We start from the raw sequence: 24,395 nt of genomic DNA, 5'->3' as shown, positions 1-24,395 counted from the left end.
ACAATAATTTCTAGGAATGGCTCTTCATTTAAACTTCACAAATCTTGTACTGCTTTTCGGAAAATCAGATCTCCTCAGATCCCCGACTTCTTCAAGAAGTCGGGGATCTTAATCTGATTTCACTTTATTTCTTTATAACGCTTTGGAGAAAGGACTACTTGAATACCTTTTGACTTACAATCATCAGAGAAATCCTTAAGTAGTTTTTCCCTTTCATTGAGTGGAAGTCCATCGAATTGTTGACTACCCCTTGATTTTAATTGTGAATTACTTAAATAGGAAAGTAGAAAACCTTTAAAGCCCAAAAAGGCAATCTCATAAATAGCTTTCTGGCTAAATTTACCATCAAAGTAACCTCCATGAGTATCTATGTTTTTAGCTCCTTTATAAACAAAATAAGCAAGACCAAGCCGAAAATAGTCAGGAAAGTTTAGAGAAGATTTCTTGAGAGCATAGCTAACAATTCCTTGAGATTGTACGTTTTGTAAACCTGTAGCTACGTAATCTTTAACGTCTGTATAGTCAGTGCAGTCAAAGTAAGTAAATAAGTCGGAAACTTGAATGTCATCTTTGTCAATTGAACCTGGTATAGTTTCACAAAGTTTTGTGTATTCAAGTTCACAAAGGTTTCTATGTTCTAGATTTGAGGCACGAACTTCAAGATATTTATAAGGAGAGTCAATATTACCTTCCTTAAGGTTAACAATTCCATATTCTTGCTCTGGTATTAATTTATTGCTTTCGTCGTATTTATTTTGAAATCGTAAAGATGTCAAATTACCTAGCTTGTACCCACTAAAGCGGGTTTTAGCCGGAAAAACAAAGTAATTTGCTGCTGTCGAAGCAAGCCGTAAAGCCAAATCACCCTCGTTACTAAAAACGTAAGCTTCTTGACAGCGACGGAGCGAGTGACTCAAGAAATTTGCTCTTCCTGGCATAATGGATTCTACAGGAATATCAGGAGCAACTAGAACTAATCTACACAGACAGAAAGAATGTCCAATCTCTGAAGTGGTTTGATTGAGTGCGCTTGGATCAAATACATCAGACAAAGTACGAATCACATTTGTCACAACAAAGCAACCCATACTGTGACCAATGAATGATAATTTAACTTTATTGTTAATGAGATTACTAATCTCTTGTTCCTTTTCTTGTTCTATGTTGCTCTTTTGCTGAATATTTTTTTCTATTTTGTCCCATAATTCCATTTTTTCTGCTAAGCTTTTTGATGACCATTCTGCTCTTGTTTTAAGATTCATTTCCTTCAGCAGGTCATCTGTTAAATTAGAATCGTTCTGATCGAGGTAATCCAGCAACTTGGCTTCAAATATATATTTGTCGAGGTATTGAATTAATCTCACCAAATCCAAAACGCCATAATTGCTAGCTCGATAGCCATCACGCAAATAAGTAGATAATCTCAATATGATTAGTGTTACTAAGATAGCGGAGATAGCGACAAAAAGAACTAGAAGCAACACAAGTACTATGTTAAGATTGAGAATATTTAACAAAGTTGCAATAGCTGCTACTCCCAATCCACCAAAGAACATCCAAACAGGTAATTGAGGTAATATTCTGCTAGCACAGGTTATTTTCAGTACAATTTTGCTTGCTAAAAACGGGAACACAACAATTATTGGCAAAATAAAAACTGTTGTAAATGTGTAAGTATTCGCAATCAGCATTAAAATTGTTACTATGCTAAGTATCACCCCAGCAATGAGATTTCCCACTAGCATAGCTGGTAGAGATTGAAGTGCGTACAGCAACTTATCTTGAAAGGTGATAGGCTGCTCGCCATCGCGTTCCGGATCGTCTTTAATAGGATTTTCAGCTGGCCAGCGATAGCCTATGAATACGTTGTGTCCTGATTGACAAATTCTACTAGCATATTGATAAACTTGCTTGGCTCGCTCTTTTACATAAGAAACCTTACTAGAGTAACCCTGAATTGATATAATTACCTGTGGTTCATCATCCTCTAGCAAATGCAGAGCTATTTCCCTAATTTTCGCCTTAACTGAATCTTGAGGAAAAACAGGTTGATCTTCAATATTTATTGAAGCAGTACTATTTACATAGTAGCCTTTTAGATTAGGTGATGAAGGCTCAGATGATTCTAGAGGGTTAATATCAAACTCTTTAATGTCGCGTAATTGCGAATGAGATACCATAATTTTTTCTCCTTCATTGTTCATCGTTTAATGTAAAGATTCCCAAAGTAGCCTTCGTCTTATGCCGCATGACGCAACTATGGCACAATTGTTAAGCAATGTAACAAAATACCTAGAGAATTTCAGTTAGTTAAATAAAAGGTGTTTGAGTTTTAATAGTTGTATTCCATCTTAACTTATGCACATTAATATCGTTGTTTAGTCATGCAAAGCTAGAGCGCCAATACGTTCGGAACTCTACAAGATCCCCCCAACCCCCCGAATATCGGGGGGCACTAAACCATTGGTGTTAACTTAAGTAGAAGCCAACACCAGCACTAAGATCGTAAGATCGTAAGATCGTTCTCTCGTTCCCATGCTCTGCATGGGAATGCCTTGCTTGAGGCTCTGCCTCATTGGTGAAAATGGCTAAAATCGAGTTTAAAAAACCGGGCATATACTATAAAGTATATGTAAAATTTTCTACCAACATACCAGGAACCATACTGCCTCCCAATTGGCGTCCATCATAGGTGCCGACTTCGGGAATAAATTCTTGAAAATTAGTCAAATCAACAAGGTTTTCGCCCCAAAAGCGATAAAGACTTTCATCAAACCGTAAATTTTCAATGGGTGCAACGATTTCGCCACTTTCTACCCAAAAACAAGCATAACGAGTCATGCCTGTAATTCGACCTGTGGGGCGATCGCTCCAATTCAAGTAATGTAAATTTGATACATATAATCCCGTATCCAAACTAGGAATAATCTGCGCAAATGCTAAATTTCCTGGGAGTACTTCTGGCGCACGCAAAGACTCATAACTATTAGCACCATTAGCAGTTTTTTGATACTCCTTAGCTGTGCGAGAATTCACCAAAGTATTGAGCAAAACTCCTTTTTCAATTAAAGGTAACTCCGGTGCTGCCATTTCTCCCCATTCATTAAATCGTGGCACTAACCCTAGTTGAAAATTTTCTTTCAGACTAAATGCACTATTCAACTGCTTTTCTTTGCGCCACATAAAAGCTAAAGCACTACCCCCTTGTTGTAAATCAGCTTCACTCACACCGCCCCAAGAAAGCATACTCAATAAATCTGCAACTGCTGCTGGTGCAAAATAAGTTTTATACTGACCTCTTGGTAATTCTTTAGCAGGACGTTCAAGTAATTCTAGTTGTTTTTTCCCATCTTTAATTTGCTCTGCATAAGCTTGATTATTCCAATCACTCCCAGCAAAAACCCCTTTAACAGCTCGTCCACTTGAAGTAAATAAAGAATAATCTAACGTAAAAGAATCTGTAGCAAACCAATGCTTTTGCCCACTAGAATCACCGTAAGCTTTAATTACTACTCCCGCCGCATATATTCCAGTAAAATCTAATTCTGCCACTGGTTCTAGCAGAGTTTTTACTACTGATTCTTCAGCTAACAGATTCCCCGAATGTATTTCTCTACTGGTATTTTTACCTGATGGCAAAACTAGATAGGGATCGACAGGTAACTGAGGAAGTTCTTCACGTAGTTCCTGCAATGCTTGATAAGCCAAAATCCAATCTGCTTCCCAATTACCAGTAAAAGGAAAGGTGCGAAAACTACTGCGTTGATTTTCCATCAAACTCAGTTCAATCCAACCATCAGTTACGCAACCTGTTTGTCGCACCTTAGCATGATTGAAACGAGTAAATTGACTTCTTTCACTACTAAGTTTCACAGTAAATTGTTCACTTTCTGCTTTTTTCTCTAGTAGGGTTTCAATCAATTGGTTGAAGCTGACTTCGAGGGCAGATAATTTTGCGTTTTTCATGAGCCATGCAGGAGAGTGAGAAAGTTTAATTGCCGCCGCCAAAAACTTCTATATTGGCGTAGGCGCAGACGGGTGAACCATGTCCTACCCAAATTGCCTGGTTTGGTTCACCCTTACCGCAGTAAGGAGTACCATACATCTGCCAAGTAGAGGAGTTTCCGACTTTGATTAAGTTGCTCCAAAACTCCGGAGTAGTGGCTCGATAGTTAGGATTACGCAGAGTTTTAGTCAGCTTACCGTGTTCAATCAATTTAGCGTACTCGCAACCAAATTGAAATTTATAGCGTTGATCGTCAATTGACCAAGAGCGGTTAGATTCCATGTAAACACCGTGTTCTATGTCAGCAATGATTTCATCAAAGCTGGTTTCACCTGGTTCTAAATTCAAGTTCGCCATCCGATCAATTGCCGGTCGATTCCAAGAGCAAGCACGAGCGCAGGCAACACCTGGTACACCAGATCTTGCTTGGCTATCCTTACTGCCCAAACCCCGCACAAGTACTCCTTCTTTAATTAAATACTCCCGTGTTGCCACAGCCCCAGTATCATCAAAACCGTAGCTGGCAAATTCACCTTCGTAGGTGGGATCAAAGGTGATGTCCATTAACGGTGAACCATACACCAAGTTGCCAAAGTCACTGTTGTTAACAAAACTACCACCTGCGTAGTTACGTTCATCTCCCAAAATTCTGTCTATTTCTAGAGGATGCCCAACGCTTTCATGAATTTGCAGCATCATTTGATCTGGCGCTAATACTAAGTTGGTGCGCATAGTTGGGCATTCATCTGCTGTCAACAGTTCTACTGCTTGAGAGCCAATTTGCTGTACCCGATGCCATAAATCTGGTTGTTGAAATTCCATTCTGCCTTGGTAGCAGTTTGCTTCCCACCCATTGTTGGTGCGTTGCTGAACGATCGCTCCATCTTGAGCCGTAGCTCCGTAGTGCGAACGCAAAAACCTAAACTTTTGATATACTTCTGACCCATTACTACTGACAAACCAAGTCTCTCTATCGATAGTTGTGGCGCTGGCTATAGTTTGGACAATTTGATCACAGACTTTGAGAGTATGACAGATGCGGACTAGAAAATTGTTGACTTCACCAGGAGTGAGCTCATCATCTTTGTCGGCATCTGGGGAAATGTATTGCCCAACGACTTTCGGACGAGAGGTAGCGGCTTGGAATGGATGTATCCACCATTCACTTGCTGCCAGTGCTTGTTTATACGCACTTTCTGCTGCTGCTTGTAGTTCTTGAAGTTCCAGGGAATTGGTAGCTGCATAGCCAAAAGTGCCATTTACCATAACTTCCAACATAGCTCCACAAGTGGAAGACTTACCGTTATTTTGTGGTAAGCCATCACGAACATAACGGCTTGCGGATGTTTCTTTAACTACTCTAATCCCAATCCAATCTGCTGGGATGTTGATATTGGCGATCGCCTTTTGGAGTTGAAACCACATAATTAATTTAGTTACGGTGCCATCGAGTGCCTTCACGGCTATCAATCAGAGTAATACCTGCCTGCTGCAGTTCGTCACGAATGCGATCAGCTTCAGCAAAATTTCTCTGTTTGCGTGCAAGTTGTCTAAGCTGAATTTTTTCCTCAACTTCTACTTCACTTAAACTACCATTACTGGGTGTTTGTACTTCCATTTTTGCAAATAAACCAAGCACTTGAGCCAAGGTAACTAATGTGTTCCATTGTCGCTGTAACTCAGTAGGTGACGTCTCTGTTTTCCCTTCATGCACTAAGACATTTCCTTCCTTCTGTAACTTTTTCGCTAATTCAGCTAGCACTGCTAAACTACCTGTGAAGTTAAAGTCATCATCTCCTGACACTTCAAACTTTTCGATGATTTCTTTGTCAAGAACCCCCCCTATGTCCCCCCCGTAAACGGGGGGGATGAAAGGGGGGGTAAAACCAAGTTTTGTACCGTACTGCTCGCCAAAAAGTAAACCTTCTTTGAGAGTTTTCCAACTATGAGTGGCAGTGGCGATCGCTTCATCAGTAAAATCTAGCGGTTTGCGATAATGAGCTTGCAGGACAAATAACCTTACCGCCATAGGGTCAACTGGTTTGTCGAGCAAATCTCGAATAGTGGTAAAATTGCCCAAAGACTTGGACATTTTTTGACCATTCACCATCACCATACCGTTGTGCATCCAGTAACGTGCCAGCGGTTTGTTGCTCGCTGCTTCTGACTGAGCGATTTCATTCTCGTGGTGAGGAAATATTAAATCTCTGCCTCCACCATGAATATCTATCGTTTCACCCAGTCTTTGGTGAATCATCGCACTACATTCAATATGCCATCCCGGACGACCTTTACCCCAAGGCGATTCCCAAGCTGGTTCTCCTGGTTTCGCTGCTTTCCATAAGGCAAAGTCAAAGGGATGTTGTTTTTTTCTACCTTCGGTATCTTCTAGGTCTACTCTACCGCTAGCACCTGCAAGCTTTTGTTCCAATTCTTGTCCAAACAGCTTGCCATATGTAGGGAAACGCTCTACTCTGTAATAAACATCACCATCAACAGCGTAAGCGTAGTCTTTTGCTTCTAAGGCTTTAATCAGTTCCAAAATGGCGGGAATATGTTCTGTTGCCCGTGGATACGCATCAGCATCCGTCACATTTAAGCGACGGATATCTTCAAAATAAGCATCGATAAAACGATTTGCCACGGCTTCCATCGTCGAACCTTGTTCCTTAGCGCGGTTAAGAATTTTATCATCTATATCAGTAAAATTCTGGATGTACAACACCTGATAGCCGCGCCATTGAAGATAGCGACGTATTGTATCCCACACAATGTAGGAACGTGCATGACCCAAATGGCAGTAGTCGTACACTGTCACGCCGCAGCAATACATCTTAACAATTCCTGGTTCAACAGTTGTAAATGGTTCCTGGCGACGAGAGAGAGTATTATAAACGCTTAGGGTCATAAACAAGTAATACTGTATTAGAAATACATAATAATACAACAAAGCAACTGGGATAAAATACCAGCATCCCTATCCTAGTGTTTTCTTGCCTGTTTGTGCTACATTTCTCGTCTGGAGTTTTTGACAGCCGTCTTAAGTCAAAAAAGCGAATTAAACTGAAAATAGCGATTTACAAACCTGGTTTTTGGGAAAAATCTGGTTTGTGGTCTTAGACTTATTTAAATAGACTGACATATGCAATCAGCAGTTACTTCCCCAAATCAAGCAATGGACGCGCCGAAGAAAGGATTGCCAGTAACAATTATTACTGGATTCCTCGGTAGTGGTAAGACGACATTACTCAATCATATCCTGACCAATCAGCAGGGCTTGAAAACCGCTGTATTAGTCAATGAATTTGGCGAAATTGGCATCGATAACGAATTAATTATTTCCACCAGTGATGACGATAATATGGTGGAATTGAGCAACGGTTGTATCTGCTGCACTATTAATAATGATTTGGTAGAAGCCGTTTACAAAGTTTTAGAACGCCAAGAAAATATAGATTATCTTGTGGTAGAAACCACAGGACTCGCAGATCCACTACCAGTTGCTCTCACATTTCTGGGTACAGAATTGCGAGATTTAACTCGTTTAGATTCGATTATTACTGTAGTAGATGCAGCCAACTACAGCCTGGATTTGTTTAATTCTCAAGCAGCTCACAATCAGATATTATATGGAGATGTAATTCTGCTCAACAAGACAGATTTAGTTAGTGACGAGCAATTGGAGAATTTAGAAGCAAAAATTCGCCAAGTTAAAGACGGGGCAAGAATTATCCGCACTAAGCGATCGCAAGTACCACTACCCTTAATTCTCAGCGTCGGTTTATTTGAATCTGACAAGTATTTCGACACTGTTGATGAACACGATCATGATCATCACCACCACGATCATGACCATGAACATCATCACCATCATGACCATGAACATGACCACTCAGAATGCGGTCACGATCACGACCACGAACATCACCATCATCACTCAGACCATTTAGAAAATGATGGGTTCACCTCAATTTCTTTCCAAAGCGCTCAACCTTTTTCTATTAGGAAATTTCAATATTTCTTAGATAATCAATTACCAGAAACAGTCTTCCGTGCTAAAGGAATTATGTGGTTTGATGAAAGTCCAAATCGTCATATTTTCCACCTTTGCGGCAAGCGTTTCACTCTAGATGATGATGAGTGGAAAGGTGAGCAGAAAAACCAAATCGTGCTGATTGGTCAAAATCTCGACCAAGAGACTTTACTCCAACAGTTAGAAAACTGCGTCTGCCTACCTTCAACTCGCGGTAAAGGCTTTGGCAAATAGCTTTTGCCGCTAGACTCGTTCCCAGGTTCCACCTGGGAACGCATACGAGAGTGGCTCTGCCACTCCTTCTCAAGATTAGATGAGTGCTTGCCACTCTAGACGTGCTCGCCCCTTCACTCTTGTTGGTTTTCTACATTTGTCACTTGCAACTGCTGTACCTGTTCCACTGTCAATCCAGTAACTCGGGCGATTAGTTCTACGGACATTCCTTCAAGTAGTAAATTCATAGCGACACGCTGAACTGCTTCAGCGTTGCCTTCGGCAAGCGCTTCTGCTCGTAGTTCTTGATATATTACAGACTCTTGCATAATTTCTTTCCTTAAAACTCTTTGAATTACCCCTTTCTCCAATACTAGTCCAGCTAGAATTGATGTTGCAGCAGCTACGTTACTCTGAACGCTTTGATCTGCTATATTGAGAATCTCTTCTGCTGCTTGTTCTAGTGTAGAAGTACGGTTATTAGTATTACTCAATACTGCAAATGGTAATAATCCTGGTGATTTTAGGAATACATTTGGAGGTTGTTCCCAAAGCCGAACTACATCAAACTCATGACTAGTTCTTTCCAGGGTAAATGTATTCTGTCGCACCCTTGGAGAATTAGTTTGTTGCAGATAAATAACTACTTGTATCATCCTTTTTCGCGGAAAGCGACGATATCCGCGCAACCTATAATCTGTCATTCGCTCATGGTACATCGGGTTTGGGTTCAGTTTGGAATTCTATATGTAGAACAACTTCATCTGATTGTAATAGTATCAAAGCATCGGCACGAATAGGTTCCAAAGATAGTTCTTGTGGACTTAACTCTGTCAGAGCGATCGCTTCTCCTAATAACCAACTGGCAAAGTCAGTGGAAAAAGTTTCCGCTAGGAATTTACAGACATTATCGAACATGAAGGTATTCTATTAGGTGAGAGTGGAGTAATATATCACATATGCGTGTAGTTATTCAGCGAGTTAAATCTTCACAAGTTACTGTTAATGGTGAAATTGTTGGTAAAATTGGGCGGGGACTAAACTTGCTTGTCGGGATTGCCGATAATGATACTGATGCCGAAATTGACTGGATGGTGCGTAAGTGTTTAGAATTACGCTTGTTTCCAGAAGAGGAAGGTGATGGACGTTGGCAAAAATCTGTGCAAGAAATTGGCGGCGAGTTGCTGGTGGTGAGTCAGTTCACACTCTATGGCGATTGTCGCAAAGGACGCCGCCCCTCATTTGACCGTTCAGCCGCACCAAAAGTGGCACAAGAGTTGTACAATAACTTTGTTGCTAAGTTGCGCTTGTCTGGTTTGCGGGTGGAAACAGGACAATTTGGGGCAATGATGCAAGTTTCGATAGAAAATGATGGTCCTGTTACTATGTTACTGGAGTCAGAGGCGACATAAGGGTTTGTACGTAGAAAAGAATCTGAGGATGATTTAGACAGCTTGGTTCTAAATGATGAGAGAATGTTAGTTTAAGCATTAAAAAAGTTTAGATTCACTCATCATGGCTCAAATACAGTTTTCCAGAGGTATAAACGAAGAAGTAGTTCCAGATGTGCGTCTGACGCGATCGCGCACTGGCGACAGTGGCACGGCGACGTTTATTTTTACCAATCCCAAGGCTTTGGACAGTGGCAACACCGAAGAAATTACTGGGATGTATATGATTGACGAAGAAGGCGAAATAATTACCCGTGAAGTCAAAGGTAAATTTGTCAACGGCAAGCCAGAAGCATTAGAAGCAGTTGTCTTGATCAAGTCCTCACAAGACTGGGATCGTTTTATGCGCTTTATGGAACGCTATGCAGAAGAACATGGTTTAGGATTCAATAAATCCTAATTAGTCATTGGTCATTAGTCATTAGTATGAGAAAAATAACAAAGGACAAATGACTAATGACAAATCATTAATAGTTTATTTATGCCGCATTTTCCCCATCCAGATTCAGGTATGAAGGTAACTTGTGCTGTTGTTACCGTCAGTGATACACGCACACAAGAAACAGACAAAAGTGGTCAAATAATACAGCAATTACTCCTAGATGCTCACCACACAGTAGGATTCTACACAATTATTCCAGATGAACCAGTACAAATTCAGGAGCAGATGGAACTAGTTAGTAATACTGATTGTGATGCGATAATTTTCAATGGTGGTACGGGGATTGCGCCCAGAGATACCACCTACGATGCCTTAGAAAAGTTGCTGGAAAAAACTTTGCCTGGGTTTGGTGAGTTGTTTCGCTATTTAAGTTATCAGGAAATTGGTTCACGAGCGATCGCATCTCGCGCTGTAGCGGGTGTTTTTCGCCAGAAATTAATTTTCTCTGTTCCTGGCTCTAGCAATGCTGTGCAATTAGCGATGAAAAAACTGATTCTACCAGAACTTTCTCACCTTGTCAATCAAATACACAAAAAATGACCCCCTGTACTTGAGGGGGTTGGTAGATTTTTTAGGTTTTGCCCAAAAACATTACAACCGACCAATGAGGAAACTGATGACAGCCAAAATTGCACCTATGATATAAAAAGTGGCTACTACTTGTAGCTCCGACCAACCAGAAAGTTCTAAATGATGGTGCAGTGGTGCCATTTTGAATAGGCGTTTGCCTTTACCATCGGGACCTTTGGTAGCTTTGTAATAGCTAACCTGCGCCATTACAGAGAGGGTTTCGACAAAAAAGATGCCGCTGAGAATAAACAATACTACTAAACTATTTGTCATCAAACCCACAGCTGCTAAAGCTCCTCCCAGTGCTAGGGAGCCAGTGTCTCCCATGAACACGCGGGCTGGGTTACGATTGTGAGCTAAGAAACCTAAGCAACTGCCACTCAGGCTAGCACAGAAAATCATTAACCCTGGGTGTGTGGGTGCAATAGTTGCCCCCAAAGCCAGTAATGCGATCGCCACTGTTCCTGCGGCTAAGCCATCAACCCCATCTGTGAGATTAGTAGCGTTACTTTCCGCTACTAATACAAAGCCTGCTAAAGGCCAAAACAGTAAACCCAGGGGTAAAAACAATCCCAAGGGTAGACGAATATTAGTAATGTTATGTGGTTGAGTGAGAAACAGCCATAAACAAAAAACTAATGCGAAACTGATTTGCATCGCCAGTTTCATCCGAGGCGATATGCCTTTATTGGACTTCCGGCGCAGAATTTGCCAATCGTCTATCCAACCTATCAACCCATAGGATAGTGTTAATGCAGAAACTGCGATCACTTCTGCTGAAAATTGAGACCATACACAGGCAGCTATAAGTGCCACAGGTACAAAGAATACGCCACCCATTGTTGGCGTACCTGCTTTTTTCAGATGTGCTTGAGGCCCATCCTCGCGAATTATTTGCCCTGTTTTCAGAGCTTGTAGCATAGGTACTACCCAGTAACCTACTGTTGCACTTGCTACTGCACAGAACAATAGGGGCAGGGTTAGTGATGTACCTTGCCACGGCGTTCTGTTTGCCATCCAATCGAGAATCAGCGCTGCTACACCAAGTCCTGCACCCAATGAATAAGCTAGACCAATGCCGGATATGGTTGTACTTTGGTCAGGAGATAATTTAGCGTCCACAGAAATTTCCCTTCACTCCACACTTGTTAAAACTGAACAATTTAATAGGGACTATCTATACCAACAACGTACATCCGCTCGCAAAACTAATCTTCGTCTGGTGCAATGTCATCGTCGTCATCAAAATCATAATCCGCAATTCCATCTTCAACACCCATCAGGGATTCTATTTCTTCTTCGTCATCTAGAAAATCGTTTTCATGAACATCACGAGGAATAAGACGACCGTTGGATTGTAACCAGTCGATGAGGGAAGATTCCTGCTTTAATGGAATTACAGCCGCACGCTGGTTGCGAGGTACTTCACGCAATGGAGAATTTAACATATCAATCTAGATGCGACAAGGTTAAAGAAAGTAGACACCTTTGAGTCTATCAATAGATTCAACTCTTTTACTAACAATCAGACAAAAAATTTATTTTCACTCTTATCATTAGTAAACCGCCAAACTCAACAAATTCTTAGTATGGCGCTATACATTAAACATTGAATTTCTCCTTCTGTGATTAATACTGAATAGTGTTGAGGTAAATACGATGCTAGGAAAAGCGACTCTTTTAGAAGCAATAGCTGGTAAAAATCGCGGAATTCTTGCTTCGGAGCAAGATAAACAAGCAATTCTGGCGGCGATCGCATCTTTAGAAGATCTTAACCCTACACCAAATCCTGTTGAAGCTGCCGAGTTACTTGATGGCAACTGGCGACTACTATACACTACAAGTAAACCACTATTAAACCTTGATCGCTTTCCTTTTTCTAAGCTAGGTCAAATATATCAGTGTATTCGCGTAAAAACTTTTAGCGTTTACAACATAGCAGAAATTTATGGTTTACCCTATCTTGACGGCATAGTCAGCGTTGCTGCTAAGTTTGAACCAGTTTCCAATCGGCGTGTCAACGTAAAATTTGAACGCTCTATTGTTGGCTTGAAAAGCTTGATAGGGTACGATAACCCAGAAAACTTTATCTACCAAATAGAAGCTGGTAAAAAATTTACTGCTATTGATTTTTCTCTTAACCGAGAAGAACAACAAGGTTGGTTGGATATTACTTATTTAGATAGCAATTTGCGTGTTGGTAGAGGTAACGAAGGAAGCGTCTTTGTCTTGACTAAACCATAGATGGTTCTCCATGAGTGTTGGCGAAACAAAAGGGTACGCGATAATTGGACCTTTGTCAAGAAGGGGGTGGGCATGATGCCCTACGATAAATAACTTAACAAATCGTTTGCAAACGACCTGAAAACTGTACAGTGAAAACAAATAGCCGTATACTTTGGCGATTGATAAATAAAAGGGAAAAAACTCATGGTTCAACGTGGTTCTAAAGTACGGATTCTCCGCCCTGAATCGTACTGGTATCAAGATTTAGGAACTGTAGCGTCTATTGACCCAGGTGGCATCAAATACCCAGTAATCGTCCGGTTTGAGAAGGTAAATTACTCTGGTATCAACACCAACAACTTTGCCCAAGATGAATTGCTTGAGGTAGAGCCACCAAAGGCTAAGCCAAAAAAGTAACTGGATGAGCGTAGGGGGGTAGGGGAGTAGGGGAGATATCCCCCACTCACAAACTCCCTCTCTCCCGATAACTGCTACCCTAAGAAAAGTGGTTGTATAACAATTAATGCCTGAACTGCCTGAAGTTGAAACAGTCCGGCGGGGTCTAAATCAATTGACCCTCAATAAAGAAATTACGGGTGGAGATGTTTTGCTGGAGCGGACGATAGCATACCCATCTTCTGTAACCGAGTTTTTGACAGGAATCAAGGGGAGTGCGATCGCCACTTGGCATCGGCGTGGGAAATATCTTGTTGCTGAATTGGTGTCTATGGATGAAATGTTCCGCCGGAACGCCTCTAGGGGTTTGCTGGGGGTTCATCTACGGATGACCGGTCAATTATTGTGGTTAAATCGTGATGAACCTTTACATAAGCATACGCGGGTAAGATTATTTTTTGGCTCGGAGGAATTGCGCTTTGTCGATCAGCGCACCTTTGGGCAAATGTGGTGGGTTCCTCCCCAAGTTGCTGTAGAAAAGATTATTACTGGATTGGCAAAACTAGCGCTAGATCCGATGATGAGCGAATTCACTGTCGAGTATTTAGCAGAAAAATTACGTTATAGCCGTCGTTCCATAAAAGCAGCTTTACTAGATCAGTCTGTGGTAGCAGGTTTAGGTAATATTTACGCTGATGAAGCGTTGTTTAAGAGTGGGATATTACCAGACACCCCAAGTCAGAAATTGCAGCTAGAGCAAATTGAGCTTTTGCACTCCAGCATTATCCAAGTTTTGCAAACCAGTATAGAGGCGGGTGGTACAACTTTTAGTAATTTCCTCAACGTTAAGGGAACAAACGGTAACTACGGCGGTATGGCGTGGGTTTATAACCGTGCCGGAAAACCATGCAGAGTTTGTGGAACCCCAATTGGGCGGACTAGATTAGCTGGGCGTTCCAGCCATTTTTGTATCCAATGTCAGCACTAAACAATTCTAAATATAAGTATATTTTTCCGAAAATAAATGTATAAAAATAAATACAGGTCATGTTACTATAATTGCGGTTTTGGGATTTAACAATTGTTTACCATCGGTAAGCAATTGAAGAATTCCGCATTTGACGCATAACGGATGTAAAAGGTGTTCCCTAACAGTGCTAGTACGAAAATAATTTCTAGCTCAAAGCATCCGATTCACGAGCTAAAATCCTGAATAAAACAATTTACAACACTCCGGAGCTTTATTTATGGCTGTCAAGAGAGGGGATATAGTTCGTGCTGTTCGCGAAAAGCTGGAAAATAGCCTAGAAGCACAAGCAAGTGATACTCGCTTTCCTTCTTATTTGTTTGAAAGTAAGGGGGAAATTGTGGATATCAAAGGCGATTACGCACTAGTGAAGTTTGGGAAAGTGCCAACGCCTAACATTTGGTTGCGTTTGGATCAACTAGAAGAGTTTAAGTAATATTTAACGTAATTATGAACTATTCCCTTTCCTCCTCTACTCGGTGTCATTCTCCTCGTGTAACTGTCGTTGGTGCAGGTAAAGTAGGCAGCACTCTAGCCCAACGTATTGTCGAAAAAAACCTGGCAGATGTGGTGTTATTAGATATCGTTAACGGTATGCCTCAAGGACTAGCGCTTGATTTGATGGAGGCAAGGGGAATTGAACTTCATAACCGTAAGATTACTGGCTCTAATAACTACGCTGATACATCTGGTTCTGATATTGTGGTGATTACGGCAGGTTTTCCCCGCAAGCCTGGTATGAGTCGAGATGATTTACTTTTGATGAATGCCAAGATTGTGGTGGAAGCAGCGAAGAGAGCGATCGCTCATTCTCCTAATGCTATATATATAGTTGTCACCAATCCTTTGGATGTGATGACTTATTTAGCAAAAGAAGCAACAGGTTTAGGGCGCGATCTCATCATGGGTATGGCTGGTGTATTAGACTCTGCCCGCTTTCAAACCTTTATCGCGATGGAGTTGGAAGCTTGTCCCAGTGATATCAACGCTATGGTACTAGGTAGCCACGGCAATTTAATGGTGCCTTTACCGCGATATTCTACTGTGAACGGCATTCCTATTACAGAATTGCTAGATGCAGCAACAATTGAGCGCTTAGTTGAACGTACCCGCAATGGTGGTGCAGAGATTGTCGAACTGATGCAAAATGGCAGTGCTTTTTACGCCCCTGCCTCTTCCATTTGTGTGATGGTGGAATCGATTTTGCTCAATCAGTCTCGTTTGTTGCCCATAGCAACATACCTTCAAGGCGAATACGATTTGAAGGATGTTGTTACCGGAGTTCCCTGTCGCTTGGGTAGTAGTGGTATTGAAAGTGTCTTGGAATTAAGCCTTACCGATGAGGAAATAGCAGCGTTACATGCTTCCGCTGCTGCTGTGCGTCAAAGTATTAACCAGGCGCAGCAAATTTTTGCGCTTTGTGGGTAGATATCCCCCCCAACCCCCCCTTATGAAGGGGGGGGCAGAACACTTTCATTACCTTGACCGACGTTCGTCGCCGTAATATTCTTGATCGGCAGGATCGCCGTAGGGATCTTGGCTTGCGGGGATAGCATTGCCATAATATTCTTGATCGGCAGGATCGCCATAGGGATCTTGACTTGCGGGGATGGCGTTGGCGTAGTAATCTTGGTCAGCAGGATCGCCGTATGGATCTTGGCTTGCTGGTAGAGGGTTGTAGGACTCAACGTCAGCAGGATCGCCGTAGGGATCTTGGCTTGCTGGGATCACATTACCATACTGCCCGTAGACATCAGCAGGATCGCCGTATGGATCTTGGCTTGCGGGGATGGCGTTGGCGTAGTAATCTTGGTCAGCAGGATCGCCGTATGGATCTTCACTAGCTGGACGGACAGGGCGATCGCCATACTCAGCATCTTGATCGTTATTTTCGCCAACGATAAAATCCTTTGCTCTACGCAGAAAGTCATCTACCATGATTTTTCTCCTTGTTAAGTTATTGCTCCATTACCTTCCAAACCACAAACCCGGTTATGAATTTGATTGCTGGTTTATATTGGAGCGTTTGCTGGAGCTACGTCTCTTAGCGTGCGACCTGTTTCACGCCCGTTGTATCCTTGAAAATCCCGGTACTGTTGCGCTTCAGATTCCGGAACTCTGATTCCTTCTGGTGGTGGTGTTACCCAGACTGGGCGATTTTGCTCGTCGCGGTAGTAAACACGCCCGTTCTTAGAAAGATAGTACTTGCCCTTGGCTCCTGCGCCTTGAGAATTCTTATACCGATTGTAGAGATAATACAGAGCAGCTGCTCCCGCCAATGTAATTGCAACTTTCTGCCCCGTATTTAATCCCCTCTTAGTTTCGGTTGGCGTAGGAGCAGGATTATTTACATTTCTACTCACGGTACTATCAACAGGAGGCGGTGGCGCTGCAGTTTGGGAACCGCCGCCACCGCAGCTACTAAGCACTGGAACTGTTAGCAAAATTGAAAGAAACACTGCCACTGGAAGCGGTGCTTTTTTACGCTTTGGGGAAGTTGTGTTCATAGTATTTCCTCATCACCCTGCGGTTGTAAATGGGCAGTGCTGTGACAAAAACAGCTTAGTAAACGTTTACCACTCGTTTACAACCGCACAAGTACACCTTGTTATTGCAATGATGATGGAATATTTCCAGTCTTTCATCCTGCCTTTGAGAGAATTTACGTTCATTCTTTGGAAATATCGTAGGGATGAACAACTCGCCCCTATAGGACGCGATGATTTATTTCAGTAAATACACTTAAAATATTTCATTTTTATTTTATTATAAATAACAGTATATTTATCAATATTAGAGAAAAAATTTTTAATTAAAATATACTGATAATGTTTAAAATAACACTGAAAATGTCAGCAGAAAATACTAGTGTACAAGGTAGAGAAGCTCAAGCTAAAACTCGCCTCCTTCTGGCTTTGTGGGATTTAGGAGGAGCTAAGGAAGAAGTAAAAAAAGGTGAACTAACTAAGCGAATTGTCACAAAGGGCAAGAAGGTATCCGATTTTAAAAGTATCTTTGATATTTTAGAAAAACAAGGAGCGATCGCCATCTCCAAAAAAGGATTATCTTTGGTATCTCCCAGGGGTATAGATGTACTAGGTGAAGGTTTAAAAAGCGATGATTTTAGATTTGAAGGGAGTATTGTTGGAACTTGGACAGCTAATGCACTGCTAAAGTGGATGCATCAGAAGAATGGTGCGGTACCTTATGCATCAGCGAAAGCGATAAAGAGTGCGATTAAATCTTACGACGAGTTTGAACAGGAAGCTTTAAAAGTATACGACCAGCTTAACCGCGATTATAACCTCAATGACTTAGTGCCAATTTATCGAATCAGAAGGGAAGTAGGCGAAAGCATCAGTCGCGAATACTTCAATGAGTGGCTGCTAGAAATGCAAGAGAAAGACATTGTTCAGCTAATGGCGGGAGAAATGCGAGACATTACCCCAGATAAACGAGAGGACTCAATCATCATCCCAGGAGGTGGATTGCGCTATTACGTCAAGCTTTTAAATTCCTAAATTTTTCTAAATCCTTATGTAGTCCCTCACCTAACACTCAAGCATTATGAACAGTTCGACTGTTTCGCCCATAGAAGCCGTTAACACCGTCATCCAAACTTACAACCCATTTATCAACGCTGGCATTGTCAAAGAACAAGATGTCTGGGGAAAGGGATTCCTGGATGTGCCTACCCTAAATGCCCACGCTTCTAATGCAGTTTTTCAGGCTATTGAACTAGTGCATACCACTAAATCTTGCCAGGAGAAAGTGACATCAATAGCCATAACTGCTGCATACGGAGTTGGTAAAACTCATATCCTCAGTCGCATTCGCCATCAACTTAAAGCCAATGGAAGTGCGTTGTTCGTATATGCAGGAGTAAATAACTACACCGACTTAAATCTGATTAAATACCAATTCCAGCAAACTTTGGCAGATAGTCTTAGTAACATCGGTAGTCAAGGAGTGACGCAGTGGCAGCAGGTAGCAGCCGAGATGGCAAACGAAGGTTTCAAAGCTATCGACGCCAATTTTCCGAGCCTTTCACCCCAAGTACTAGTTGAAAGATTTGACAAAGTATGTGCAAGTTGGTCAGCTAAAAACAGAAACTTAATGGATAGGCTGACCAAAGAAGTTCTGAAAATAAAACCAAATGCTGACCCCTATATTGTCCGGGCAATTTTGTGGATGCTTTCAGAAACTCAGGCATCTTTTGCCATCAAATGGTTGTCTGGCAATGAGATAGCCAACTCTCATGCTGAAGCTCTAGGATTACCAAATTCAAATACAACTAACAAAGATAAAGAAGCTGAAGCTTTCAAAACTATTCAACAAATACTGAATTTGGTGAGCTACTATAACCCCATGGTTATTTGTTTTGACGAAATAGATGTAGAAAACAACTGTAATACTGATGGATTAACAACTCCACAGGTAATTGCTGATTTAGTTAAGCGTTTACATGATACTCTTGAACACTCAGAACTTGGTCGAGGAGTTGTTATTCTCACAGTTATGTTGCCTGATACATGGACTCTAAAGGTAGATCAGATGTATGGTGGCACACCAGATAGAGTTTCAAAATATACCCAGCGCCGACCGATAGATTTAAAATCTCTTAGTGGCGATTCTATGGTAGAGTTAGTCACCCTTTGGCTGAAAGAGTTTTACGAGGCAAAAAATTTAATCCCTCCTCATCCCCTTTACCCATTTGAAGAAAGTGAACTGAGAAAATATGGTAAAAATGGACTAACAGTCAGGGAAGCTTTGAAATGGTGTGCAGAGAACTTTAAAGTTGATGACGAGATACTACCACTAGATCCAGGTGAACGATTTGAGCTTGCTTTGAAGAGGGAGAGTGAGGTAAATCGGGGAAATTATCTAGATGATAATTCCCTGATTGCTGATGCTTTGCGTTTTGGTTTTCAAAGTCTCAAAGGACAAACATTAGATGGTGAAACTTCTACAGGTGAGAAATTAGAACAAGTAACAATCGAAGATGTTGCTGAAATTGAACCAAAATCAAAGAATTTAGGATGGATAAACTTCAAAGTTATTGGCAAAGAAAAAGGTAAAATGTTCAAAATTGGCGTTGCTGTTCTCCAATACTCTCATGGAAAACCAGTAGGAGCTGGAATGTGGAGGTTAATCGAATATAAAACTTTCGATATAACGCGAGGTTGTTTAGTTCGTTCCAAAACAGAAGAAAAAAAGATTCGTAAGAATTGGGACTCATACGAATATCTCAAGAAGCTTGTGGAAGAATTGGGAGGAGAACATGTAGATCTAAAATCAGCGGAAATTAGACCACTAATTGACCTCTATTTTGTTTATCAAAAGCGCGAACGTTATCAGCTCAACGATGAGCAAACTCTGAAGTTTTCCTATCGGCTAACTCGTGATAATCCTTTGCTACTAGAAATTTTGAGCGCTCCTTCGGGTCAGATTGATGAAGATACTATACAGGGAGAAGAATTATTAAACGACTTCCTTAACCCTTCGATTCAGGAAAACGCAGACGAATCAGAAGACCTAAGTGAGTTATTTAGCCAAGTATGACTCAATCAGTCTTGCTTCAAACAGCCCTATGTTTGCCTGCTGCCGATGTTGAAGCTTTAATCCAAGGGCGAATTATTGTTGCAATGCCCCAGAATTTCATTAACCCTGGGCAGCAATTTGCGCTCTATCCAGCTAACGTCTCGATTTTACCTCTTGAGCGGTACTACCGCTCAGGTTTTTTACCCATTGCCCAAAAGGTTTTTGTAAACTTAGGTTCTCAAACAGTTGTGATTAAAGCTTGGGCTAAATGCGAAAGCTGCAAAATGCATCTTCCTGAAACATTTGAGTCTTTGTCACAGTTAACCGTTTGGACAAAAGAAGCATTAAAGCAAGCACTTGGGGAACGATCTCATATTTTTCTGGCTTACTTGCGCGTTTACCAACTACTCAATCACTGTGAAATTCCTGTACAACTCCAAAGTCGTCAGTTTGTGCCTTTACCTAATTCTTTGAGAGGTTCTGAAGCACAACCAGTAGTAAGCGATCGCCTATTCACCCAACGTAAAAACCAATTAGAAATACGCCAACCATCACAAAATCCTGAATTAGAAGAATTGCAAGGCGCTTTAGCTTTCCTTGCTATCACCAACTCAGCCGCGAAACAATTACACCAGGATATCCAACTATTTTTAGGTTGGACTACTGAGCAGCTACCAACGCTACCTCAGCAAAATTTAGCTTGGATTAATGACATTGTAGCTTTGGGGAAGCGCAGCAAAGAACAAGATGAAGGCAAAAGTAATTATCAAGCAGGGACAGACTTTGAAAATATAGTTCGTCAGAGCATAGAGTTTTTAGGATTTACAGTTGATGAATTCCATAAAGGCGGTGCTGGTGGTGTAGATGTATTCTGTTCACAGCCATATCCACTAGTAGGGGAATGTAAAGCTGGTAAAAAAATTCCCAATGATACGGCAGTACAACTACTAAACTTAGGAACATTACGCCTAAAAAGTCAAGAAATATTTCAGCGATCTACTAAATTAATTATCGGTCCTGGTGAACCTACAATCCAACTACAAGATTCTGCAAAGGTACATGGTATGACTATTATTAATCCAGAAACACTTCAGAAACTGGTGAAACTACAAAGTACTTATCGTAACTCAATAGACTTGTTTAAACTAAAAGAATATCTAAAAGTAGGTCAGTCCGATGAGGAAGTTGAAAAATACATTAATCAAGTTTATCGAGAAATGAGTTTGCGATCGCAGATTATTCAAGCAGTCAAAGAACTCTCCGAGCAAGATAACGAAAATCCAGGAGCCATTAATCAGGGTTTCACAGTTACAGAAATTCGCGCTCATTACAATGCCACTCACAATCCCAAGCAAACTAGCGAGGCAGTTCACGATTTATTGATAGAGCTTTCCTCTCCTTTGACTGGCTACTTGGGGCGGGGGAATGTAGGTGATTTGAAGAGCGATCGCTTTTACTTCCTCCGTAACTTACCAATTAATCAAACCTAACCCACTTCTTTCCTCTGCGCCCTCTGCGTCTCGGCGGTTTATTTTCTTGAATCATATTCTGCCAGTGGCTCTTATCTAATAGGAATATTAATCACAAACTCAGTACCAACACCAAGCTGCGAAATACAATCCAATGATCCACCATGTTTTTGTGTCACAATTTGATAGCTAATTGATAATCAAGTCAGGTTGAATACAAGCTTTGTCTAATCCCTCTTAACCGTTTACTTGCGCTCGTTACCTCAAAACCAATCGGTTCGAGTAAATTGACTATAAACTAAATTCTGCTATGTCGTCGTTGCTATCTGTGCTACCGTAAGCAGTGGGTTTAAAATCAGAGCCATGAATTACTTTACTAAACGAGATTTCTGGATTTTGGTAAAGAATATTTAGTACACTAATAAAGTCCCGCACGATTTCGCCGGGTGTAAGCAATGCTTCTGCCCCTAAGCGATTGACAATTTCTTTTACAAACTCTTTCAAATCGCTAGTTTTTAAAGTTTGGTTATAGCCGAAGTTGAGAGCGTGAATTTCTGTCAAATTCAGTAAAAGTTTGAGAATTTCTTCTGATGTTAATGGGTTAAGTCTTATTACTGGACCTAAAAATTCTTGGACACCTGCTTGAGTGGTAAAACGGCTTTCTTTTGTGCGTCTTCGCCATGCTTGATCGGCAAAAAGTCCCCGATTTGGATCTTCTAAAAATTTTGTTGTTCCACCGATGATAATACCTAAATGTTCTGCTTTGCACTGCATAGTATCGTTGAACATTCCTAGCAGTCTGTTGTAATTTTTTTCTCTACTAACTGTAGGGGATATTTGATATAAATTTACAGCTTCATCAAGTAAAATTAAAAGTCCTTTATAGCCAATCTCAGCGACAAACTTAGCTATGAGCTTAACGTAGTCATACCAACTCTCATCGTCAATGATAACTCGCACTCCTAAAGCAGCTTTTGCTTCTATTTTGGTGGCAAATTCTCCTCGTAACCAACGTAAAGCTGCACCCTTTAATTCATCATCATCTAATCGGTAGCCACGCCAATAAGCAACAATAACGCTACCAAAATCAAATCCGTGCACCAAGTCTTCAATATATTGAACTACTTCCCTGATTTTCTCTTCTACTTTATCGTCAAAACCGTCTTCGTTAGGACGCATTCCCGTATCTTTCGCAACTTCTTGTTGAATTTTATTAATCCATCCTTCCAAAATTGAAACTAGCGCACCACCATCAGGACGTGTTTTTGTAGCGAGACGACTCATTAATTCTCGGTAGGTTGCCAAACCTTCATTGTTTGTTCCTGCCAATCTGCGTTCTGAGGATAAATCTACATCAGCGACGACAAAACCTTGTTCCATTGCCCCATTGCGAATCAGTTGCAGCAGAAAGCTTTTGCCTGAACCATAGTTGCCAATGATAAAACGAAATGCTGCTACCCCTTCTGCTATATCGTCAAGATTTTGTAACAGGCTTTTTAGTTCTTGTTCCCTACCTACTGCTATATATTCTAGTCCTACTCTTGGTACTACTCCTGCACTAAGAGAGTTGATTAGAGCCGTAGATACTTTTTTTGAGATTTTCAACTTTGCCATGTACATCACCTGACCTCATTTTATTTTACCCTGAGGGTAAGCATTGCATTCAAGCCTATGTGTTTTAATTTTATGAGGTTTGCCGTGCCATGATGTTTTGGTGCATGGCGATCGCACGTTTCACCATTGTCATATGCTCTTGATATATTACTATGGGTTCAGAACTAGGGTTAATAATTAGTTCCCCTATCGTATCATTAGCATGTTCATTAATGGCATCAATTAATATATTTGGCATGGTGATGTTTTCCTCTGCTATTTTTTTTATGGTAGCATAAGGATTTTCTTGCTCGATGATTGCTTTTAATACCTGAATTTCATGTTCTCTGAGATGTTTGATCAGGTTAGTCCACTCCAAGGGTAACTCTGTTTTTCCGCCTATCGTCGCTACGGGTTCTAAAGACTCAATTAAATCAGCAAAAGGAAATAAATCTACATTATTACTTACATCACTATCATTATATAATGGCTCCTGCTCTAGGGTATTTACTTGTTGTAGTAATTCCCAAACTTGGCTTTGCAATTGATCTCGTTCTGCTTGCAATACTCCAACTTGCCCTTGCAGATTTTCTAGTTGAGTTTGTTCCTCTCCTATTTGAGTTTGGAGAGACTTCAGCTTATTTTCTATATTTTCTTTTTCTTGCCTTTGACTTGATAGTAATTTATTTTGCTTATTTACCTGAGTTTCTAGTTTTTGAATTTGCTCTCGCAATTCATGTAGTTTTTCTTCTAATTGCGGTTTAAGTCGATTAAGTAAAGTTACACTATTTTCCAGTTCTTGTTTTTGTTGTTCTAATTCACCAATTTGCTTTTGTACCTGAGTTATTTCTGAACGGGATAGGTTATAATTTAAATCGAGCCGGCGTTTTTCAGCGGCAAGAGAAGTGAAGGTGTTATTCAGTTCTACTTTATTTTTCTCCAAATTATGAATTTCAGTTTGTAAGTAGTTTACTTTTACTTCTAACTGTTTTTTCTCGCCAATAAAACTGCTTAACTCTCGATTGAGACTATCTCTTTGACAACGACGATCTGTGATTTGATTTTGCAGTTGGGTTGATTCTTTATATAATAAAGAGCGATGAGCTTCTAGTCGATTGACTTCTTCTACAACACGATTCTTCAGCCCCTCAAGTTCTCTGATTCGACGAGAAAGAGAATCTAAAAGCAGCATTTCAGAATTTCTACGTCGCTTATCAACGAATAATGCGGCTAGATAGGTGGCAGGTACAGCGATCGCACCTGTAAAAAGGGCTTGATTAAAGTTCCAGTTTAAGACCAAACTTAGTCCAAAACTCACACTAAAAGCAATGATACCGATCATGATTCGATTGCTACTGGTTGCAGGTTGCATATGGCTAGTTTTTAGCATAGTTCAGTAATTGGAATAAATTATAAAGGTTGTAGAGA

At 40.9% G+C, this 24,395-nt stretch carries 22 protein-coding genes and 1 pseudogene; 12 read left to right on the top strand and 11 right to left on the bottom strand.

What is annotated here, in order from left to right:
- Nucleotides 1–119: 119 nt before the first annotated feature.
- From ICL16_RS45885 to cysS, 4 genes are all read right to left on the bottom strand, one after another.
- Nucleotides 120–2,180 carry an alpha/beta hydrolase gene (locus ICL16_RS45885; RefSeq protein WP_238360901.1) on the bottom strand — a complete coding sequence of 687 codons (2,061 nt, stop codon included), beginning with the start codon at nt 2,178–2,180 and terminating at the stop codon, nt 120–122.
- 439 nt (nt 2,181–2,619) lie between these two features.
- Nucleotides 2,620–3,966: a TldD/PmbA family protein gene (locus ICL16_RS22560; protein WP_190832241.1), complete on the bottom strand. Its 1,347-nt coding sequence runs from the start codon at nt 3,964–3,966 to the stop codon at nt 2,620–2,622.
- Nucleotides 3,967–3,991: 25 nt separating this feature from the next.
- Complete coding sequence (locus ICL16_RS22555) at nt 3,992–5,431, bottom strand: TldD/PmbA family protein (protein WP_190832240.1); 1,440 nt, start codon at nt 5,429–5,431, stop codon at nt 3,992–3,994.
- A gap of 7 nt (nt 5,432–5,438) precedes the next feature.
- Nucleotides 5,439–6,914 (bottom strand): cysteine--tRNA ligase, encoded by a 1,476-nt coding sequence (cysS, locus tag ICL16_RS22550; RefSeq protein WP_190832238.1) that lies wholly within the window; start codon nt 6,912–6,914, stop codon nt 5,439–5,441.
- Nucleotides 6,915–7,148: 234 nt separating this feature from the next.
- Here cysS and ICL16_RS22545 point away from each other — a divergent pair, with 234 nt between their 5' ends.
- Complete coding sequence (locus tag ICL16_RS22545) at nt 7,149–8,273, top strand: CobW family GTP-binding protein (protein WP_190832236.1); 1,125 nt, start codon at nt 7,149–7,151, stop codon at nt 8,271–8,273.
- Between the two features lie 113 nt (nt 8,274–8,386).
- On the opposite strand, the pseudogene ICL16_RS22540 reads toward ICL16_RS22545, so the two are convergent.
- A pseudogene (locus ICL16_RS22540) lies at nt 8,387–9,170 on the bottom strand (Rpn family recombination-promoting nuclease/putative transposase).
- 41 nt (nt 9,171–9,211) lie between these two features.
- Between ICL16_RS22540 and dtd the strand changes: the two are divergent.
- From dtd to ICL16_RS22525, 3 genes are all read left to right on the top strand, one after another.
- On the top strand, nt 9,212–9,664 hold the full coding sequence (dtd, locus tag ICL16_RS22535) for a D-aminoacyl-tRNA deacylase (RefSeq protein ID WP_190832234.1): 453 nt from the start codon (nt 9,212–9,214) through the stop codon (nt 9,662–9,664).
- Between the two features lie 103 nt (nt 9,665–9,767).
- Nucleotides 9,768–10,103: a photosystem II reaction center protein Psb28 gene (psb28, locus tag ICL16_RS22530; protein WP_190832232.1), complete on the top strand. Its 336-nt coding sequence runs from the start codon at nt 9,768–9,770 to the stop codon at nt 10,101–10,103.
- Between the two features lie 81 nt (nt 10,104–10,184).
- Nucleotides 10,185–10,685, top strand: coding sequence for a MogA/MoaB family molybdenum cofactor biosynthesis protein (locus ICL16_RS22525; protein ID WP_190832230.1), 501 nt, complete (start codon nt 10,185–10,187; stop codon nt 10,683–10,685).
- Nucleotides 10,686–10,736: 51 nt separating this feature from the next.
- Here ICL16_RS22525 and mraY read toward each other — a convergent pair whose 3' ends face one another.
- Nucleotides 10,737–11,837, bottom strand: coding sequence for a phospho-N-acetylmuramoyl-pentapeptide-transferase (gene mraY, locus ICL16_RS22520; RefSeq protein WP_190832228.1), 1,101 nt, complete (start codon nt 11,835–11,837; stop codon nt 10,737–10,739).
- 86 nt (nt 11,838–11,923) lie between these two features.
- Nucleotides 11,924–12,163, bottom strand: coding sequence for a DUF3134 domain-containing protein (locus ICL16_RS22515; RefSeq protein ID WP_190832225.1), 240 nt, complete (start codon nt 12,161–12,163; stop codon nt 11,924–11,926).
- 211 nt (nt 12,164–12,374) lie between these two features.
- Here ICL16_RS22515 and ICL16_RS22510 point away from each other — a divergent pair, with 211 nt between their 5' ends.
- The 5 genes from ICL16_RS22510 to mdh all read left to right on the top strand — a co-directional run bounded on the left by ICL16_RS22510 (nt 12,375) and on the right by mdh (nt 15,792).
- Complete coding sequence (locus ICL16_RS22510; RefSeq protein WP_190832223.1) at nt 12,375–12,959, top strand: PAP/fibrillin family protein; 585 nt, start codon at nt 12,375–12,377, stop codon at nt 12,957–12,959.
- 186 nt (nt 12,960–13,145) lie between these two features.
- Nucleotides 13,146–13,358 (top strand): photosystem I reaction center subunit IV, encoded by a 213-nt coding sequence (locus tag ICL16_RS22505; protein ID WP_190832220.1) that lies wholly within the window; start codon nt 13,146–13,148, stop codon nt 13,356–13,358.
- A gap of 106 nt (nt 13,359–13,464) precedes the next feature.
- The gene (locus ICL16_RS22500) at nt 13,465–14,325 is read left to right on the top strand and encodes a DNA-formamidopyrimidine glycosylase (RefSeq protein ID WP_190832217.1); all 861 of its coding nucleotides are present in this window, start codon (nt 13,465–13,467) and stop codon (nt 14,323–14,325) included.
- A gap of 259 nt (nt 14,326–14,584) precedes the next feature.
- The gene (gene ndhO, locus ICL16_RS22495; protein ID WP_190832214.1) at nt 14,585–14,800 is read left to right on the top strand and encodes an NAD(P)H-quinone oxidoreductase subunit O; all 216 of its coding nucleotides are present in this window, start codon (nt 14,585–14,587) and stop codon (nt 14,798–14,800) included.
- 14 nt (nt 14,801–14,814) lie between these two features.
- The gene (gene mdh, locus ICL16_RS22490; RefSeq protein WP_190832211.1) at nt 14,815–15,792 is read left to right on the top strand and encodes a malate dehydrogenase; all 978 of its coding nucleotides are present in this window, start codon (nt 14,815–14,817) and stop codon (nt 15,790–15,792) included.
- Nucleotides 15,793–15,840: 48 nt separating this feature from the next.
- Here mdh and ICL16_RS22485 read toward each other — a convergent pair whose 3' ends face one another.
- Both ICL16_RS22485 and ICL16_RS22480 read right to left on the bottom strand, forming a co-directional pair.
- Entirely contained in the window at nt 15,841–16,302 is a 462-nt protein-coding gene (locus ICL16_RS22485) for a hypothetical protein (protein ID WP_190832208.1), read from the bottom strand.
- A 74-nt stretch (nt 16,303–16,376) separates the two neighbouring features.
- The gene (locus ICL16_RS22480) at nt 16,377–16,871 is read right to left on the bottom strand and encodes a hypothetical protein (protein WP_190832206.1); all 495 of its coding nucleotides are present in this window, start codon (nt 16,869–16,871) and stop codon (nt 16,377–16,379) included.
- 342 nt (nt 16,872–17,213) lie between these two features.
- Here ICL16_RS22480 and ICL16_RS22475 point away from each other — a divergent pair, with 342 nt between their 5' ends.
- From ICL16_RS22475 to ICL16_RS22465, 3 genes are read left to right on the top strand one after another with little or no spacing between them, the layout of a single operon-like run.
- Nucleotides 17,214–17,885, top strand: a complete 672-nt coding sequence (locus ICL16_RS22475; RefSeq protein ID WP_190832203.1) for a hypothetical protein — start codon at nt 17,214–17,216, stop codon at nt 17,883–17,885.
- A gap of 46 nt (nt 17,886–17,931) precedes the next feature.
- A complete protein-coding gene (locus ICL16_RS22470; RefSeq protein WP_190832201.1) occupies nt 17,932–19,926 on the top strand; it encodes a P-loop NTPase fold protein in 1,995 nt (664 codons plus the stop codon).
- A complete protein-coding gene (locus ICL16_RS22465) occupies nt 19,923–21,395 on the top strand; it encodes a DUF1802 family protein (RefSeq protein ID WP_190832199.1) in 1,473 nt (490 codons plus the stop codon). The genes ICL16_RS22470 and ICL16_RS22465 overlap by 4 nt, the downstream gene beginning before the upstream one ends.
- Nucleotides 21,396–21,665: 270 nt before the next feature.
- On the opposite strand, the gene ICL16_RS22460 is transcribed toward ICL16_RS22465, so the two are convergent.
- Both ICL16_RS22460 and ICL16_RS22455 read right to left on the bottom strand, forming a co-directional pair.
- The gene (locus ICL16_RS22460) at nt 21,666–22,988 is read right to left on the bottom strand and encodes an ATP-binding protein (RefSeq protein ID WP_190832197.1); all 1,323 of its coding nucleotides are present in this window, start codon (nt 22,986–22,988) and stop codon (nt 21,666–21,668) included.
- A 70-nt stretch (nt 22,989–23,058) separates the two neighbouring features.
- Nucleotides 23,059–24,357, bottom strand: a complete 1,299-nt coding sequence (locus ICL16_RS22455) for a tellurite resistance TerB C-terminal domain-containing protein (RefSeq protein ID WP_238360900.1) — start codon at nt 24,355–24,357, stop codon at nt 23,059–23,061.
- Between the last annotated feature and the right edge of the window lie 38 nt (nt 24,358–24,395).

The organism is Iningainema tapete BLCC-T55, assembly GCF_014698965.1.
Lineage (GTDB): Bacteria > Cyanobacteriota > Cyanobacteriia > Cyanobacteriales > Nostocaceae > Iningainema > Iningainema tapete.
This window is presented reverse-complemented; position numbering and strand designations above follow the sequence as displayed.

Excerpts from the sequence above, each read along its gene's own strand:
- ICL16_RS22465 (WP_190832199.1), top strand. The coding sequence starts at position 19,923 with ATGACTCAATCAGTCTTGCTTCAAACAGCCCTATGTTTGCCTGCTGCC.
- dtd (WP_190832234.1), top strand. The coding sequence starts at position 9,212 with ATGCGTGTAGTTATTCAGCGAGTTAAATCTTCACAAGTTACTGTTAAT.
- ICL16_RS22560 (WP_190832241.1), bottom strand. The coding sequence starts at position 3,966 with ATGAAAAACGCAAAATTATCTGCCCTCGAAGTCAGCTTCAACCAATTG.
- ICL16_RS22500 (WP_190832217.1), top strand. The coding sequence starts at position 13,465 with ATGCCTGAACTGCCTGAAGTTGAAACAGTCCGGCGGGGTCTAAATCAA.
- ICL16_RS22460 (WP_190832197.1), bottom strand. The coding sequence starts at position 22,988 with ATGGCAAAGTTGAAAATCTCAAAAAAAGTATCTACGGCTCTAATCAAC.
- ICL16_RS22525 (WP_190832230.1), top strand. The coding sequence starts at position 10,185 with ATGCCGCATTTTCCCCATCCAGATTCAGGTATGAAGGTAACTTGTGCT.
- ICL16_RS45885 (WP_238360901.1), bottom strand. The coding sequence starts at position 2,180 with ATGGTATCTCATTCGCAATTACGCGACATTAAAGAGTTTGATATTAAC.
- ICL16_RS22545 (WP_190832236.1), top strand. The coding sequence starts at position 7,149 with ATGCAATCAGCAGTTACTTCCCCAAATCAAGCAATGGACGCGCCGAAG.
- ICL16_RS22510 (WP_190832223.1), top strand. The coding sequence starts at position 12,375 with ATGCTAGGAAAAGCGACTCTTTTAGAAGCAATAGCTGGTAAAAATCGC.
- ICL16_RS22515 (WP_190832225.1), bottom strand. The coding sequence starts at position 12,163 with ATGTTAAATTCTCCATTGCGTGAAGTACCTCGCAACCAGCGTGCGGCT.
- cysS (WP_190832238.1), bottom strand. The coding sequence starts at position 6,914 with ATGACCCTAAGCGTTTATAATACTCTCTCTCGTCGCCAGGAACCATTT.
- ICL16_RS22470 (WP_190832201.1), top strand. The coding sequence starts at position 17,932 with ATGAACAGTTCGACTGTTTCGCCCATAGAAGCCGTTAACACCGTCATC.
- ndhO (WP_190832214.1), top strand. The coding sequence starts at position 14,585 with ATGGCTGTCAAGAGAGGGGATATAGTTCGTGCTGTTCGCGAAAAGCTG.
- ICL16_RS22480 (WP_190832206.1), bottom strand. The coding sequence starts at position 16,871 with ATGAACACAACTTCCCCAAAGCGTAAAAAAGCACCGCTTCCAGTGGCA.
- ICL16_RS22505 (WP_190832220.1), top strand. The coding sequence starts at position 13,146 with ATGGTTCAACGTGGTTCTAAAGTACGGATTCTCCGCCCTGAATCGTAC.
- ICL16_RS22455 (WP_238360900.1), bottom strand. The coding sequence starts at position 24,357 with ATGCTAAAAACTAGCCATATGCAACCTGCAACCAGTAGCAATCGAATC.
- psb28 (WP_190832232.1), top strand. The coding sequence starts at position 9,768 with ATGGCTCAAATACAGTTTTCCAGAGGTATAAACGAAGAAGTAGTTCCA.
- ICL16_RS22475 (WP_190832203.1), top strand. The coding sequence starts at position 17,214 with ATGTCAGCAGAAAATACTAGTGTACAAGGTAGAGAAGCTCAAGCTAAA.
- mdh (WP_190832211.1), top strand. The coding sequence starts at position 14,815 with ATGAACTATTCCCTTTCCTCCTCTACTCGGTGTCATTCTCCTCGTGTA.
- ICL16_RS22485 (WP_190832208.1), bottom strand. The coding sequence starts at position 16,302 with ATGGTAGATGACTTTCTGCGTAGAGCAAAGGATTTTATCGTTGGCGAA.
- ICL16_RS22555 (WP_190832240.1), bottom strand. The coding sequence starts at position 5,431 with ATGTGGTTTCAACTCCAAAAGGCGATCGCCAATATCAACATCCCAGCA.